Consider the following 15,690-nt stretch of genomic DNA (forward strand, 5'->3'; position numbering starts at 1 on the left):
TCACTCACACTTTTCGTATGAGAGAATATATGGAAAATGGACATAAGCATATTTTGAGGGGGCTGAAGTGCTAATACAGAAGGGATATTTCGAGTTAGCGAGGCTAGCTAACTCGTTCGTTGATAGGGGGGGGAGTATCGGCTAACGCGTCGTTTCTTTATACAAACGCTGGCAAGCTAAACCATTTTTATGGAATAAGTGGCAGCGGTGTGCTGGAATACCAATATCTAGCTTTTCATCTGCATCAATCGACAGGGTATCAGCGACGCGATAAATCACATCTTCGTCACAGCCTTCAATGTGCAAATAGACCTGTGTCTCATTACCCAGTTTTTCTACCACGATAGTTTCACCCGCAATGACGATATCAGCGTCTTCAGCTGGTACTAAATGTTCAGGGCGAATACCGAGGTACATTTCATCACCGGCATTCACCGTTTTTCCGTCAACCGGGATCCAAATACTCTGGCAATTAGGTAACAGTACTTCGACACGTTCGACTTCGACAGCTTGGATATGCACGTTAATGAAGTTCATTTTTGGTGAGCCAATAAAACCTGCCACAAAAATATTTTTAGGGTAATGATAAATCTCCAATGGTGCTCCGACCTGGGCCACATCACCACCGTCGAGTACCACGATCTTATCGGCCATAGTCATTGCTTCAACTTGATCATGGGTCACGTAGATCATCGTGCAGCCCAGTTGCTTGTGTAGTTTGGCTAATTCAATGCGCATTTTTACACGTAACGCTGCATCTAAATTCGATAGCGGTTCATCTAATAAAAATACTTTTGGTTGTGATACTAAGGTACGACCAATCGCCACGCGTTGGCGTTGACCTCCGGATAAGGATTTCGGCTTACGATCTAATAATGGTGCTAGTTGCAGAATGTCAGCGGCATGTTTAACGCGATCTTTGATTAGTTGTTTATCTGCTTTCGCTAATTTTAAGCCAAATGACATGTTATCGGTTAAATCTAAGTGGGGGTAAAGGGCATAAGATTGGAATACCATGCCGACACCACGTTTTGAGGGTTCGATATCATTCATACGTTTGCCGCCAATAAATAAGTCACCAGAGGTGATATCTTCAAGGCCTGCAATACAGCGGAGTAAGGTTGACTTGCCACAACCTGATGGACCAACGAAAACCACAAATTCACCATCATTTATTTCGAGATCTACGTTTTTAGAGATAAGTACATCGTCATATGCTTTACATACATTTTTTAACGTGACATTTGCCATCTCGTGAGTCCTTTTTATGATTAATTATAATATCTTACACAGCATTATTCGATGTTGATAGTGTGTTTTATATGCCCTTATACTGCATCATCCTTGGCAAAAACTTTTAGGGTGGAGAAGATAGGAGGAGTGCATGGATCACATTTTAACAATAGCTGTCTAATTACTACTCCAAATAGGTACTTGATCGCGTTTTAGTGTGCGAACCATCGCATTTTTATCGCCTTTATTAACCAACTAAGTAAAATTAATCGTTCAAGTTCACGCTTTTGGCTTTGCAGGGGTTAGGCGTAGGATAAAGGATGATGTGAGCCGAGAGCTTTTAGATGACTATATCCTCCAACGCAGACAGCTTGTCTGGTAAGTTTGAAAGCTAATTTAATAAGGATATAAGTGATGAGAAAAACCTTAACCGCGGTAGCACTACTAACTGCAATGAACTCTTTTTCTGCTTTTGCTGCTATTGAAGAAGGCCAGTTAACGATTTGGATTAACGGTGATAAAGGTTACAACGGTCTTGCTGAAGTGGGTAAGCAGTTTGAAGCTGATACTGGCATTAAGGTGACGGTTTCGCATCCAGATAGCTTACAAGACAAGTTCCCTCAAGTAGCTGCTACAGGTGATGGTCCAGATATCGTATTTTGGGCACATGATCGTTTTGGTGGTTATGCTCAGGCGGGTTTATTAGCTGAAATTAAGCCATCAAAAGAGTTAAAAGACAGCATGATTGACTTTACTTGGGATGCGGTTAAATACAAGGGGAAATATATCGGCTATCCAGTGGCGGTTGAATCGTTATCACTTATCTACAATAAAGATTTAGTTAAAACCCCACCCAAAAATTGGGAAGACGTAGCAGCATTAGACAAGCAGCTTAAAACCCAAGGTAAGTCTGCGATTATGTGGAATCTAAAAGAACCATACTTCACTTGGCCGTTAATGGCGGCTGACGGTGGTTATGCCTTTAAAGCGAATGCCAACGGGTATAATGTAAAAGATGCGGGTGTGAATAATGCGGGCGTTAAAAACAGTATGCAGTTAGTGCAAAAACTATTAGCCGATAAGGTTATCTCACCGGATATGGATTACTCGGTGTCAGAGTCTGAGTTTATCAAAGGTAATGTAGCATTGACGATAAATGGCCCGTGGGCATGGGGTAACATAGACAAGTCTGAGATTAATTATGGCGTTGCTCAGTTGCCGAGGTTTAATGGTAATCACTCTAAACCGTTTGTTGGCGTATTAACGGCGGGTATTAGTACAGCGTCACCAAACAAAGATTTAGCGGTTGAGTTTATTGAAAATTATTTATTGACCAATGAAGGTCTGGCTACAGTGAATCGCGACAAACCATTAGGCGCGGTGGCATTGACGTCATACCAAGCACAGTTAGCGAGTGATAGCCGTATTGCTGCTACGATGGATAATGCGATGAACGGTGAGATCATGCCGAATATCCCACAAATGAATGCATTTTGGGGCGCGACTAAAAACGCGATTATTAACATTGTCGATGGTCGTCAATCTATTACTGATGCATTAAGTGATGCAGAGAAACAGATGACTAAATAGTGTTTTTAAGTACTTCCTGTTGTAGTGATAGGAAGTTATAAAATAAGAGGATAGATTATCTCTCCTCTTGCTGTTTATATCCGTTGCATTAAATAAATGATCATCTGTTTAGTGTGATTGGTATTATGAGGTAGGTTTTTCCATGCAGACTGTTAAAGTAGCTGAAATTCTGGGTGATATACCAGACTCTCAACAGACTTGCGACCAAGTCAATTCTAGATTTTTTTCTCCGCATTTTATTAAATGGTGCACTCTCACACTTATTGGGTTAATGAACGGTTATGCGTCGGTATTGATGTACTCACGTGGTGAAACTTCGTTTGCGGTATTAACGCTTATTTTGACCTCGTTAGCTTTGTATATTTTTGGTAGTAAAAAGACGTACGCGCACCGCTATATTTATCCAGGTGTTGCAGGCATGATCTTGTTTATTGTTTTTCCGCTGGTGTATACGGTGGGTATCGCATTTACCAATTACAGCGCTAAAAACCAATTGTCTTTTGAACGCGCGCAGTCAGTGTTACTTGATAGTACTTATCAAAGCGGTGACAATTATAAATTCGATTTGTATCGTAGTGAAAATGGCTATCGTCTTGCGATTAAAGACGGTGCGCAATTATTAGTGACTGATGAGATAAATTTTACGCAGCCAGCAACCCGGCGTTTAGTGCTTACAGCGATGGATGACGTTGTTGGCAGCAAAGCGAAAATAAAAGAAATTATCAAAAACCGTGCAACGTTAAACTCGGTGGATTTAGTACTACCTAATGGTAATGAAATTCGCATGAGCGGGTTACGTAAATTTGCCGCAGTACAACCGCTTTACAGTGTAGAAAGCGACGGGACCACGTTAATTAATAATAAAGATAAAACGGTATTGATCCCGAATATGGACATTGGTTTTTATCAAGCTATTGATGCCGAAGGTAACTATATTGGCGACCCATTATCACCCGGCTTTACGGTTGTTATCGGTACTGCCAATTTTGAACGTATTTGGCAAGATGACGGTATTAAAGAACCCTTCATTAGTATTTTCTTTTGGACGATAATTTTCTCTGGGTTATCTGTGGTTGCCACGGTGATCATCGGATTAGTACTTGCCAGTATCGTGCAGTGGGAAGCGTTACGTGGTCGTGCTATTTACCGCATGCTGTTAATTTTACCTTATGCCGTACCGTCATTTATTTCTATCTTGATCTTTAAAGGTTTATTCAACCAAAGCTTTGGTGAAATTAATATGGTGTTAGAAGCCATGTTCGGTCTGTCACCAAGTTGGTTCTCGGATCCTATTTCAGCGAAAGCCATGGTATTAATGGTTAATATTTGGCTCGGTTTCCCGTACATGATGATCTTAAGTATGGGCATGTTGAAATCAATTCCGGATGATTTATATGAGGCATCGGCGCTTGATGGTGCTGGGCCGTTACAAAACTTTAAGAACATTACGTTCCCGATGATGATGAAACCATTAATGCCGTTAATGATTGCCAGCTTCTCGTTTAACTTTAATAACTTTGTATTGATTCAGCTGTTAACACAGGGCGGGCCAAACATGATTGGGACTAGTGAACCGGCGGGTTATACCGACTTGTTAGTCAATTATACCTATCGTATAGCCTTTGAAGGTGCTGGTGGTCAAGACTTTGGTTTAGCCAGTGCAATTACAACGCTTATCTTCTTGTTAGTGGGTGGTTTAGCGCTCTTTAATTTACGTTTCACCAAGCTGTCAGAAAAGTAATCGACAGCAATAACCTACAAAATATGAGGAGTAACAGTATGGCTATGGTACAAGGTAAATCATTAAAATATCGGGTATGGGCTGCTCACCTAGCATTGTGTGCACTGCTGGTGGTGATTATTTTCCCTTTGGTTATGGTAGTGGCAATTTCGTTGCGTGAAGGTAACTTTGCGACGGGTGGCATTATTCCTACATCACCTACATTAGATCACTGGCGTTTAGCGTTAGGGTTCTCGGTAACGAATGCGGATGGCAGTATTACACCGCCACCATTCCCTGTGTTGTTATGGTTGTGGAACTCGGTAAAAGTAGCTGCGATATCGTCGGTGATGATTGTGGCGTTGTCGACCACCTCTGCGTATGCATTTGCACGTTTACGTTTTGGTGGTAAAGACACTATTTTAAAAGCAATGATGATCTTCCAGATGTTCCCAGCAGTATTAGCGCTAGTGGCGTTATATGCTTTGTTTGATAAGTTAGGCCAGTATGTACCTTTCTTAGGGTTGAATACCCACGGCGGTTTGATCTTCGCCTATCTGGGTGGTATTGCTCTGCATGTATGGACAATTAAAGGTTACTTCGAGTCGATTGATGGTTCATTAGAAGAAGCTGCTGCATTGGATGGCGCAACGCCTTGGCAAGCATTCCGTTTAGTATTGTTACCCTTGTCAGTGCCTATTTTGGCTGTGGTCTTTATCTTGGCATTTATTGCTGCGGTAACAGAAGTACCAGTAGCTTCGTTATTATTGTCTGATGTGAATAACTACACTTTAGCTGTTGGCATGCAACAGTATTTATATCCACAAAATTACCTGTGGGGTGACTTTGCCGCGGCGGCAGTGTTATCTGCATTACCTATCACGGCGGTATTCTTAATGGCGCAACGCTGGTTAGTTGGTGGCTTAACATCAGGTGGTGTGAAAGGGTAGGGTTAACTCATTTTGTAATGCTTCTTATATAACGAAAGTTATGTGACGAAATCGAGAGCATTGAAGCCAGCGGATGATTAATTCTTTGTTATAAAGAAATCGTTGTCCACTGGTTTTATTTTTTGCGTTAAGTTTTTGTCAGTACAAGGAATTACATTAATGTGCTTCAGCAAATTCTTCTTACCTCCTCACTTTTCGTTAAGGTCATCTCTGTGCTCACAAATATCATAAATAGCGGTGTTTCACTATGCTATTTTTAACGGTAATAAGGCAAAACATGATGCACCTATCATTTAATTTAAATACAAAGAGTAGGCTGAAGATACTTTAACTTCTTGATCTCTTCGGAGAAGTTATTCAATGACAATTCCCATCATATTAGAGAGATATTATGAAGCAAGCAAATGTTTACCATCCATTTTTGTTTTCAACTTTCAATCACGATCACAGCCTAAAACTAAGTGATTTAAAATGGAAAGCTTTTGAGTCTCACGATTTTTTAGGAGATGGTGAAGATTGGGCGTTGCTGTTAGAAAATATGCTTTCAGAAAAGAACCCAATCTTGTTAGAAAAACTGACATTTGGTGATGAAACGCTGATGTTTAGCATTCACAGTGAAGACAAAGAGGCATTGCATGAAATTGCTGATATGGTCTCTGAGTTTTATGATAATCAAGATTTATTAGATGCTTGTATTGCCCGTTATGCTCAGTACGAATTTGAACCTGAATTAATAAGTAAATCTAACTGATTCTTAAGGCTAACCTGACTTAAACGTTAATAACTATACCTTAGCAGTCGCTATGTAACAGTATCCTTGTAATAGTTTTTATATAACGAAAGCCAGCGGATGATGTACTCTTTATTTGATTAAGACGTACTGTCCGCTGGTTTTTTTGCGCTCGATTTTTACATTAACGTGTTTCGAACATGAGTGCATCGCGACAAGAGATACGGTACCTTGAGTGACATTCGACTAACAATACGTAGTACATATATTAATAGTCCCCGGTAGTTGAGTCGGGCGTATAAAGCAATTATATACTAAGGAGTAATTCTAAAATGGATTTAAAAATTAATGTTATAGACGCATTCTCTGATGCTACTTTTAAAGGTAACCCTGCCGCTGTAATTATTACTGAAAACTGGCTATCACCTGAGCTAATGCAATCAATTGCTGTTGAGAATAATTTGTCAGAAACGGCATTCGTCAAAAAAATTGATAGCCAACATTATGAAATACGCTGGTTTTCACCTATAACAGAAATTGATTTTTGCGGGCATGCAACTCTTGCCGCCTCATTTGTAATCTTTGCTGAAAATAACGACTTAAAAACGATAAATTTTTTTGCTGAAGCGGTTGGGAATTTATCGGTTACAGAGACAGATAGTGGCTATATCCGAATGAACTTTCCAAATAGGAAACCTGAAGTCATTAATGATGTACCATTAGCCTTATTGAACGGTTTATCAATTAAGCCAATAGAAGTGCTATTAAATGACCAAGCATATTTCGTTGTTTATGAACAAGAAAGTGATGTACTTTCAGTTGAACATAACAATGAACTACTAAAACAACTTGCCCCCTATGATGTAGTCGTTACATCTAAATCTACTGAGTATGATTTTGTTTCTCGTTACTTTTGGCCTGCAAATGGTGGGGATGAAGATCCGGTAACTGGATCTATTCATACCGGTTTAGCACCATATTGGGCTGATAAATTAAATAAACCTGAACTCGTTGCCTATCAAGCATCTAAGCGCGGTGGAAAATTAATATGCAGTGTTGAAAGTGATAAGGTTTATATTTCAGGTAAAGCTGTTCAATACCTAGAAGGAAAAATAACGGTTTAATGGTTCTTATTTTATAGGCGATCTATTAAAGATCGCCTTAATCTCAATTAAACCATATTTTCAGTAATGCGAATTACACCCTTTTAAAATATGCACTAAACCATTTCAGTTATGGCTTAGTGCAATAGCGCTAAGCGGGATTTTCCACATATGTTCTCATGAGCGGGATTGGAATGATTTTTCATATCCCCATCTCCCCACTCTAATGAACTAAATAGTTGTACAATGCTTTCAAAATCGCGATCAATTAATTTGTCTAAGACTATTAATTGCGACATAAAAAGCACCGATAAAACCACCGAGATACACAAACCTGTTTGAACTCGTGGGGAGTTGTGGAGGTTCAAGTAATAACAGCATTATTCAGCCCTTCAATAATGATAGTTACTGTTTCGTTCAGGTTAAGTATTGTTCTTATAAGTTAAAAATAAGCATACGGTAAATAACGCTACAGTAAGCATACCTGTCCAGAATACGATCCCATAAGTAATACCAAGGTCATCAACATATAGAAATGCGCTGGCTGTTAGTGATGAAAACCCAGCTGTTTTTAATAATCGTGATTCTTTGTTAGTTACTTTTCGACGTGAAAAAACTTGAGCATGGTGCCTTTTCGTTGATATTGCAATCAAGAAAAATCCGATAGTCAGAATAAAGAACATAGTTATTCCTAATGTTTATTTGGTAAAATAAAGGCAGGTAAAATATTTTGTATCCGATTTTGAACCGGCCTAATTGAGTTATTTATATGGTTTTTTTTGTGCTAGTGTCCTTGCTGCATAAGTAGCAATGAGCGCCATGACTAAGCAGCAAATATCAAAGTAAAATCTATCCCAGTCATTATTTTTCCAGGTGCTAAATATATTATGCTGTGTAGTTAATGCATTAATAATAGGGACCAATGAAAACGCGATAGCAGCTACCCAAGATAACTCCTTCCAACTGTGTGTTATTGGGCGATATGCAGCATAGATAAATGTTATTGCCCAGGTTGCAAACATGCAATGAACCTCCCATTCTGCTCTGTTATCCATACTTAAAGGAAGCATTCGGTTCGCAATGAAGTAGGCGGCAATACTCAATGGAAGCCCGATGATTGTGCCGAGGTTTATAATATCAATATAGCGTTGTGCTGATGTTTGTGGTTTATTCTTTCGGCGCCTTTTCTCTGCATATTGAATTGCACCGCTTGCGATCATTACGCAGCCTAAGATCCCAGAGAAGAAATATAACCACCGCAATGAAATACCAGCAAACTCGCCTTCATGTAAATTGATGAAGGTATTACTAACTGTGGTAACAGTGCTATGGGTGCTTTGATAAGGGATCTGTTGACCACTAACACCATTAAAAATGAGCATCTGTTCAGATTGAGTCGCATCTTTCGTTAACTTATTGAAAATAATATAAGCACTTTCGTCAAAGGGATATTTTATTTCAATAAAGTAAATGCTATCTTTTCCCCACTCTTGTTCAACCAGAGGAGCTAGTGAGCTGATATTAATTAATTTAGCAGGCTGTCCAGAGGCATGAATTTCTTGTCCAAATTCGCTGCGCTGAGAACTTTTCTGCTGTGCATCTGAATCAAATTGATAAGCACCTGTTGTGATCAGTGACATCCACGTACTTGCGATAAAAATTAAACCACTGTAAGTGATCATCAACTGAAATGGCAATGAAGCGATACTGCTTAAATTATGCAAGTCAAGAATGGCCGTTTTACCTTTTTCTGGCCGAAAGGCGAAGAAGTCTTTAAATATTTTTCTATGAGCTACAATGCCGGTGATTAAGCCAATAAAAAGTAACATGGTTAAAATGCCAATAATTTTATACCCTATTCCACTAGGAAGGTAATGCAATTGATAATGCATCTTATATAAAACTTGACCACCTTGCGTGTCTCGGCTTGCAATTGGTTTTCCTGTAATATTATTGAGTAATGTAAACCCGCCTTCTTTTTTTATTTCTTTCGCGTAGCGCCAATATGCTTTTATTTGTTTATTGGTTCTTCCGCTTGTAGGGCTTATATACCACTTTTGAGCGTCTGGGTAATTCTCTGATAAAAACTGGATACCTAAGTCGATATCGTTTTCTACTGATTTGGAATTGGTAAATTCTATTTCAGGTTTCATCCACTGATCGATTTCATTGTCAAAATAACCAAGAGTACCGGTTACAAACATAAAATAGATGACCCAGCAAAATACCAGGCCAGACCATGCGTGAAGCCAAGTCATTGATTGTCTAAAGTCTTTTTTCATAATAATCGTTAAATCTCGTTATAAAGAAAAATGGTAAGCGCACTGATAGCTAAAACAATTAAAAGTCTGCTCCAAACTTTAGCTATATCTTTTTTAGTAAAACACCACATGATAATAATGCTATATATAACGAAACTGCTGAGGGTGGCCGTTTTTGCTGCGTCATTTAAAGGAAGGGGAAGTAAATATGCCAATAAAATTGACAGTAAATTAGTGACTAAATAACCTAAAAATACTGCCGCAACAATACGTTGTAATACTTGCCCATTGTGCGAATTAAAGTAATCTTTTAACTTCATCATTGTTTATGCCAATGCCTACCTATTGAGTGTTGAATTCACGCTAAAAATAAACGGTGATTGATAGCAATATTCACCAATCACCGTTTGCTACTCGAAATAATTAAAAATGACGTTTAATGTTGAAGGTAAGGGCTCTTGGTTCGTTCGGAGTAATTAGTCCGTTTTCACTTCCTGTTTTTGCACGACTTTTGTCAAATGCATTTTTCAATAGAAGCGATGCTTCCCAGTCAGCGTTGTCATAGTAAATACCAGCATCGGCCTCGACGTATGAAGCAACTATGTTTTCTTTAAAACGACGTTCGCTTTCATAACGAATACCAAGCGCAAGTTTAAAGCCGTTTAAACGGCCACTTAGACGATAGCGGTTCCATAGAGTTGCACTATGCATTGGCGTGTTATCTGCCTGAACTCCTTTTTTATTGCCTTCGCTATCATCGACAAGATAGCTCGCATCAGTATATGCATAACTGAACAACCCTGACCATTGGGAGTTAACACGGAAGGCTACATCAGCTTCGAGGCCTTTTGAGGTGAAATTCTTTCCTTTAGTTTGTATTAATAAACAGTCGTAATCCGGTGGAGTACAAATAAATGTTGTTTTATTTTCACGGTCTTGCTGAAACAAGGTTACTGATGGTGTTAGGTGATTATCGAAAAAGTTACCTTTAATACCAACTTCGTAGTTATTGCCTTCGATTGGTAAATAATCATCAGTTCCCTTACCGTTTTTTTCGTAACCATACTGAGCTATGTGCCTAACGTTTATCGGATCATAAGCAGTGCTATAAGTGGTAAAAATATTAATATTGTTATTTAGCGCATATATAGCGCCAAGATCCCATAGAATTTTATCTGATGTATCTGTGTAAACATTCGTATAAGAAAGACTACTGGTACGAGAGCGAGTTTGTTTTTGCTTTACGTAAGAGATACCAGGGGTAAGCGTTAGATCACCTATGCTGATTCTATCTTTTAAATAGATATTAGTGTCTTCAGTGCCCTTAGGGCTAAGCATAAAATTAAGTACGTTTGCTGGAATCGGACCAACATTTTGATTTGTTGTATCTAACGGATCTATATCGTTGTCTGCTTTGGACTTTCTGCTTTGACTCTTTCCGCCATATTCAGTAGAGAAATCTCGGTAACTACCGCCCACTAATAGGTGGTGCTCTAAACTACCTGTCGAAAACTTACCTTGTACGCCGATATCAAACATCTTATAAGTATCGTTGTTCTCATATGACTCCCATCTTCTAGCTAAAAGACCCTGATCCGATAGTTTATCATCTACCACTTCGAGTGAAAGTTGCTCAGCCTCATTTTCGCTATAGCGTAGTCTTGAATTGAGTTCCCATAAAGGATTAAAATTGTGAGCTAATGTCAAATCGACAGTGAGTGCTGTATTATCTTTATAATCTTCTGAACTACCTAAATACACGCTGCGGTCATTAGGAGTACCATAGGGGGTGCTGGAATCAAGTGAACTTTGATCAAGTGCTGAAGATGCGGTGCTAATTCCAGTTAAGTTGCGTTGTGTATATTCAATTCTTGGAGTTAGTTTTGTATTGTCATTTAATAAAAAAGTAACAGAGAGGTCTACAAGTGTTTCATCGATTGACACACCATCTTGAAAATACTCACCTGAAGGTGTGTATGACGTTATAACACGATATAATAAGTTATCATTTAATGGACCTGTACTATCGAGAGTAAGCGATAACCTGTTACGATCAAAGTAGCCTACGTCATTTGCAAGATACGATGAGCCTTGTACACCAATAGAAGTGCTTGCTTCTTCTTGCGGCTTTTTGGTGGTTAAGTTGATCATCCCGCCACCCATCCCTGAACCGTATAGCAAGCCATCTTGTCCGCGTAAGAATGAAGCCGACTCTAGATTATAGGTGCTAGGTAGTACCGAGCCAGATCGTCCGCCATCACCATCCGTTGTGCCTTCTAATGATCGAAAACCGTCGATTAATATATTTTTATAATCCGTTTTCATTCCTCTGACAGTTAAACTTCCTTCGTTACCACTGTTGGCACTAAAGCCCGGAACATAATCGAGAGTTTGTTCTAAGTCAGTCGCGTTAATTTCTCTTAATGCGTGCTCGTCTAAAACAGTGATAGAACGGCCCGTATTACGTAGACTAACATTCATTTTGGTCGCGGTATTATTAATTTGATCTAACCCGGCATCCGCGGTAACTAGCGTAGAGCCTAAATTTTGATCACTTTGAGCCACTTTATCTTGCTCGTTGGTGTCTTCGTTATGTGTGTCTATTGCCATGGCAGTTTGACTACACAACGCCAGTAATACAGCCACATGTAATGGTTTGACTGCATATGGTGTTATGTTTTTTAACATTTTTCACTCCGTTGTTTTATTAAAAAATTTATTTGTTAAATAGACTTAAACGCTTTCGATATATGTAAGTTCACTTTGAATAAACCAAATAAGAACACTAGTCTTCAAGAAGGTATTCCTGCGGCGGTAATGCAAATGCAAATGCAAATGCAAATGCAAATGCAAATTGTTACCATTTGCGTGCGGGGCATGCTAGCAGTGTGCTTGTGTAATGCAATTTTATATTTTACAAAAAATTACACCTGAATGAATTGTGAGCAGTTAAGTGTGTGGGTGGTTGTAATTAAGGCTGTATCTTACAAAGGATTACACCTGAGTGAATAGTGAGCTGTTAAGTGCAGGGGCGATTGTAATTTAGGCTGGTGCTTTAATCGGTACGTCGTAGGAAATCAATCGGTTACACTATTGGTGTTTTGTCCTGAAAGGAGCATTTTAATCGTCTGCGTCACCTCATAGTCAGTGCGTTGTGGAGTGCTAGTCGCTTCTGGCTAAAGAAAAAATGCTAACGGTATTAACCGCTAGCATATAAATGAGTTGTGATTAATAGCCAATCATCTTTAATAAGTTCTCTGCGGTTTCAATCGCCTCTCTACGATTAGCAATATTCAACTTTTGATACAGATTACGAATATGGGTTTTGATGGTCGTAGAAGCCACATCTAACTCTATCGAGATCTGCTCATTGCTGTAACGGGAATAAATCAAGCCAAGCACTTGCCATTCACGGTGGGTCAGGGGACTCGTGCGTATCAGTTCTGGCAGGTTGTGATTGTTCAATAGCTTATGTACAAAGTCTTTATCAAAATAAATCGCGCGGTTGTGACGTTTTATCGACATTTCAGCAAGTAGCTTTTCAGCGCGATAACGTTCTAACTCGGCCATATTACCTTGTTTTAATAAGCCGTTAAGTAATTCTGCAATCACTTTTGTATCAATCAAAAAATCGCAAATTGAGCTGGTGGTATTTGTCAATGTCAGTGCGGTTTGTAATTTGTCTAACGCTTGTGTTTGGTCATCGGATTGACTGTAGATCACAGCTTCCAGTGTGGCATTTTTTTGTTGTTCGAAAATAAGTTGATGACGCGTTGCAGCTTGTTGTAAATGATCGAGGATCTGGAGTGCTTGGCTATAGTTCTCCGTTAACATATAAGCGCGTGCGATATTACGACCGTGACTCTGCGTAAAGTGATTACAGGCATTTTCTGCGACGGGTTGGCTTTGTTGCAACCATTGCTCAACTTGGCTGTTCAGCCCTTTAGCTTGCCAGTATAACAATTGCGAAAAGTTAGCATTGGCTATCCAGTCTGCATGGTAATCGGACTGATCGATAAGCTCGCCACACAAGTCGATATAACGACCTGCTTTATCCAGTTCTCCACGGGATATGTGTACGCGCGCTAAGATGGCATACGATTGTAAATATTTAGACTGACAATATTTAGGTAACACATTTAACCCTTTATGGGCGAACTCTTCTGCAAGATCTAAATGATTCCAACGCCAATAGATCTGACTACGAATGCGTTGTAAAAATTCATACAAGGGCAGTTGCTGAAGATGTTGTTTGTCAGCCAATTGGTCTGCACTGTCGAGTAATTCAAACGCGGATTGAATATGGCCTTGGGCAATTAAAATCTCACTTTGTTGTAACAACGACCATAATGCTTGCGGGTAAACATGGTACTGGCGCGCCATGCGCTCTGCTTGTTGCATCATGGCCAATGCACGGTCTAAGTGGCCGAGTACATGGTTGACTTCACCAATCACCGAGGTCGCGACAATTCGGCTGCGATAATTACGGGGATCTAACTGTTCCAGGGCATTTTCAGCCAGTTGTAATGCCAGTTCTGGGGTGTTTTGGTTAATTGCTACTTGTGCACGCAGGGCATTAAATTCGCCTTGTTGGGTTAAGGTTAACTCAATATTACGCTGTTTTAATTCGATTAATGCTTGCGCGAGTAAATCACCAACTTGATTATAACTGTGTTGGCTTTGGGCTAACCAAGCACGTAATAACGGCAGGTGGGGACTTTGGTATAAGGTATCCGGTTGCAGCTGGCCAATGGTGGTTTCTAAATTGGCTAACTCACCCTGATTAAACATGTGCCAACCGTGTGCTAATAAGATCTCGGCGGTTAACGTGCTGTCTTTAGCACGTTGGGCATGAAACAGTGCTTGTTGGGGGTTATCGTGTTTTAACCAAGCGCGCGCTGCGTCTTTATGTAATTGCTTGCTGCTCTGTGCCAGCTTGGTATGGCGTTGGTGTTTAAGAAAATCAGAAAATAAGTTGTGAAACCGATACCAATTCTGTTCGCCTTCGAGGGAGTGTAAAAATAACCCGTGCTTATCTAATGATTCTAATAAGTTGTTTGCCGCTTCATTATCAAAGAACTCAGTGATTAAACTGGTATTGAAAATGGTAAAGACTGAGCATTGCATTAAAAATACTTGTAAGGGTTTATCTAATAAATCAAATACTTCTTCAGCCAAATAGTCCCACAGGTGGGATTGCTTGATTTGTGAGATCCACTCCGTCGATTCGGCCACACTGTGTTGTTTCTGTTTTACTTGCAGGGCGATTAATTGTAATGCCGATGGCCAGCCTTCGATTTTCTGTTGTAATTTTTGGATTTCAGTATCGCTCATGTTAAAGCCAATACGTTGTTCAAAAAATTGTATAATTTCTTGGTCGTCAAACGCTAATAATTCACTGTCGAGTTCGATAAGCAGATCGCGAATACGCAAGTTTGCGGTATTCAGGGGTGGTAAAGTACGACTAGTGACGACTAGCGTGCAGTTCGCTGGCATGTATTTAAGGAAGAAACGTAAGCCTTCATGGATTTCATCATTGTTAATACAGTGATAGTCATCTAAGACCAGATAAAACTCACTTTTATAGTTTGTTAGTTCGGCAAACAGTTCACTAAATAAATTAGGCAGCGAGCTATATTGGCGACGTTCGGCCAATGCTTGAGAATTGATGCAGGCTTGCTCAGTGACTTTATTAATGGCTTGAATAAAATAGTTCACAAAACGAAATGTATCGTTATCGGTTTCATCGATATTAAACCAACCTACTTGGCTGTTGTCTTTGAGCCATTGTGCTGCCATGGTGGTTTTACCATAACCTGCAGGTGAACGAAATAAGACTAATTTATTAAATGCTGCGTCTTGAAGATGACCTAAAATACGGGTGCGAGAGATTGAATTGTGTAAGCGAGTTGGGCGATTTAATTTTGATGTTATCCACATAAGCTGTTCTTATTTGTCAGAGTATAAAGGCGAGGTCGCGTCTTGCTGATTTTTATTTTTATTATCAATACTTATATAATAACTAAACCAGATGCTAAAAACGGTGATAGGGTTATAACTTGTTTCATTTTGTTACATTTAGATGTGGTGATAATGCGACTAA

Annotated in this window: 11 protein-coding genes; 5 read left to right on the plus strand and 6 right to left on the minus strand. The window is 39.5% G+C overall.

Going from position 1 to position 15,690, the window contains the following annotated elements; genetic code table 11:
* Positions 1-141: 141 nt before the first annotated feature.
* Positions 142-1,251 (minus strand): maltose/maltodextrin ABC transporter ATP-binding protein MalK, encoded by a 1,110-nt coding sequence (malK, locus tag HWV02_RS05765; protein WP_211689916.1) that lies wholly within the window; start codon positions 1,249-1,251, stop codon positions 142-144.
* Positions 1,252-1,647: 396 nt separating this feature from the next.
* Here malK and malE point away from each other — a divergent pair, with 396 nt between their 5' ends.
* The 5 genes from malE (at position 1,648) to HWV02_RS05790 (ending at position 7,347) form a co-directional block, all read left to right on the plus strand.
* Positions 1,648-2,823, plus strand: coding sequence for a maltose/maltodextrin ABC transporter substrate-binding protein MalE (gene malE / locus HWV02_RS05770; protein WP_211689917.1), 1,176 nt, complete (start codon positions 1,648-1,650; stop codon positions 2,821-2,823).
* Positions 2,824-2,965: 142 nt separating this feature from the next.
* Positions 2,966-4,564, plus strand: coding sequence for a maltose ABC transporter permease MalF (malF, locus tag HWV02_RS05775; RefSeq protein WP_211689918.1), 1,599 nt, complete (start codon positions 2,966-2,968; stop codon positions 4,562-4,564).
* A 38-nt stretch (positions 4,565-4,602) separates the two neighbouring features.
* Positions 4,603-5,493, plus strand: a complete 891-nt coding sequence (gene malG, locus HWV02_RS05780; RefSeq protein WP_211674501.1) for a maltose ABC transporter permease MalG — start codon at positions 4,603-4,605, stop codon at positions 5,491-5,493.
* A 391-nt stretch (positions 5,494-5,884) separates the two neighbouring features.
* The gene (locus HWV02_RS05785; protein WP_211689919.1) at positions 5,885-6,244 is read left to right on the plus strand and encodes an Imm51 family immunity protein; all 360 of its coding nucleotides are present in this window, start codon (positions 5,885-5,887) and stop codon (positions 6,242-6,244) included.
* Positions 6,245-6,555: 311 nt separating this feature from the next.
* Positions 6,556-7,347 (plus strand): PhzF family phenazine biosynthesis protein, encoded by a 792-nt coding sequence (locus tag HWV02_RS05790; RefSeq protein WP_211689920.1) that lies wholly within the window; start codon positions 6,556-6,558, stop codon positions 7,345-7,347.
* 401 nt (positions 7,348-7,748) lie between these two features.
* Here HWV02_RS05790 and HWV02_RS05795 read toward each other — a convergent pair whose 3' ends face one another.
* The 5 genes from HWV02_RS05795 to malT all read right to left on the minus strand — a co-directional run bounded on the left by HWV02_RS05795 (position 7,749) and on the right by malT (position 15,527).
* Positions 7,749-8,009 (minus strand): DUF3325 domain-containing protein, encoded by a 261-nt coding sequence (locus HWV02_RS05795; protein ID WP_211689921.1) that lies wholly within the window; start codon positions 8,007-8,009, stop codon positions 7,749-7,751.
* Positions 8,010-8,087: 78 nt separating this feature from the next.
* On the minus strand, positions 8,088-9,608 hold the full coding sequence (locus HWV02_RS05800; protein WP_211689922.1) for a PepSY domain-containing protein: 1,521 nt from the start codon (positions 9,606-9,608) through the stop codon (positions 8,088-8,090).
* 8 nt (positions 9,609-9,616) lie between these two features.
* Positions 9,617-9,910, minus strand: a complete 294-nt coding sequence (locus HWV02_RS05805) for a hypothetical protein (RefSeq protein ID WP_211689923.1) — start codon at positions 9,908-9,910, stop codon at positions 9,617-9,619.
* Positions 9,911-10,010: 100 nt separating this feature from the next.
* Entirely contained in the window at positions 10,011-12,275 is a 2,265-nt protein-coding gene (locus tag HWV02_RS05810; RefSeq protein WP_211689924.1) for a TonB-dependent siderophore receptor, read from the minus strand.
* A 540-nt stretch (positions 12,276-12,815) separates the two neighbouring features.
* Positions 12,816-15,527: an HTH-type transcriptional regulator MalT gene (malT, locus tag HWV02_RS05815; RefSeq protein WP_211689925.1), complete on the minus strand. Its 2,712-nt coding sequence runs from the start codon at positions 15,525-15,527 to the stop codon at positions 12,816-12,818.
* Positions 15,528-15,690 lie beyond the last annotated feature (163 nt).

This window comes from Moritella sp. 28 (genome assembly GCF_018219435.1).
In the GTDB taxonomy this organism is placed as follows: Bacteria; Pseudomonadota; Gammaproteobacteria; order Enterobacterales; family Moritellaceae; genus Moritella.

What these genes read in the sequence shown, in the direction of transcription:
- HWV02_RS05795 (WP_211689921.1), bottom strand. Translation starts at nt 8,009, where the DNA reads ATGTTCTTTATTCTGACTATCGGATTTTTCTTGATTGCAATATCAACG.
- malT (WP_211689925.1), bottom strand. Translation starts at nt 15,527, where the DNA reads ATGTGGATAACATCAAAATTAAATCGCCCAACTCGCTTACACAATTCA.
- malE (WP_211689917.1), top strand. Translation starts at nt 1,648, where the DNA reads ATGAGAAAAACCTTAACCGCGGTAGCACTACTAACTGCAATGAACTCT.
- HWV02_RS05810 (WP_211689924.1), bottom strand. Translation starts at nt 12,275, where the DNA reads ATGTTAAAAAACATAACACCATATGCAGTCAAACCATTACATGTGGCT.
- HWV02_RS05805 (WP_211689923.1), bottom strand. Translation starts at nt 9,910, where the DNA reads ATGATGAAGTTAAAAGATTACTTTAATTCGCACAATGGGCAAGTATTA.
- HWV02_RS05790 (WP_211689920.1), top strand. Translation starts at nt 6,556, where the DNA reads ATGGATTTAAAAATTAATGTTATAGACGCATTCTCTGATGCTACTTTT.
- HWV02_RS05800 (WP_211689922.1), bottom strand. Translation starts at nt 9,608, where the DNA reads ATGAAAAAAGACTTTAGACAATCAATGACTTGGCTTCACGCATGGTCT.
- HWV02_RS05785 (WP_211689919.1), top strand. Translation starts at nt 5,885, where the DNA reads ATGAAGCAAGCAAATGTTTACCATCCATTTTTGTTTTCAACTTTCAAT.
- malK (WP_211689916.1), bottom strand. Translation starts at nt 1,251, where the DNA reads ATGGCAAATGTCACGTTAAAAAATGTATGTAAAGCATATGACGATGTA.
- malF (WP_211689918.1), top strand. Translation starts at nt 2,966, where the DNA reads ATGCAGACTGTTAAAGTAGCTGAAATTCTGGGTGATATACCAGACTCT.
- malG (WP_211674501.1), top strand. Translation starts at nt 4,603, where the DNA reads ATGGCTATGGTACAAGGTAAATCATTAAAATATCGGGTATGGGCTGCT.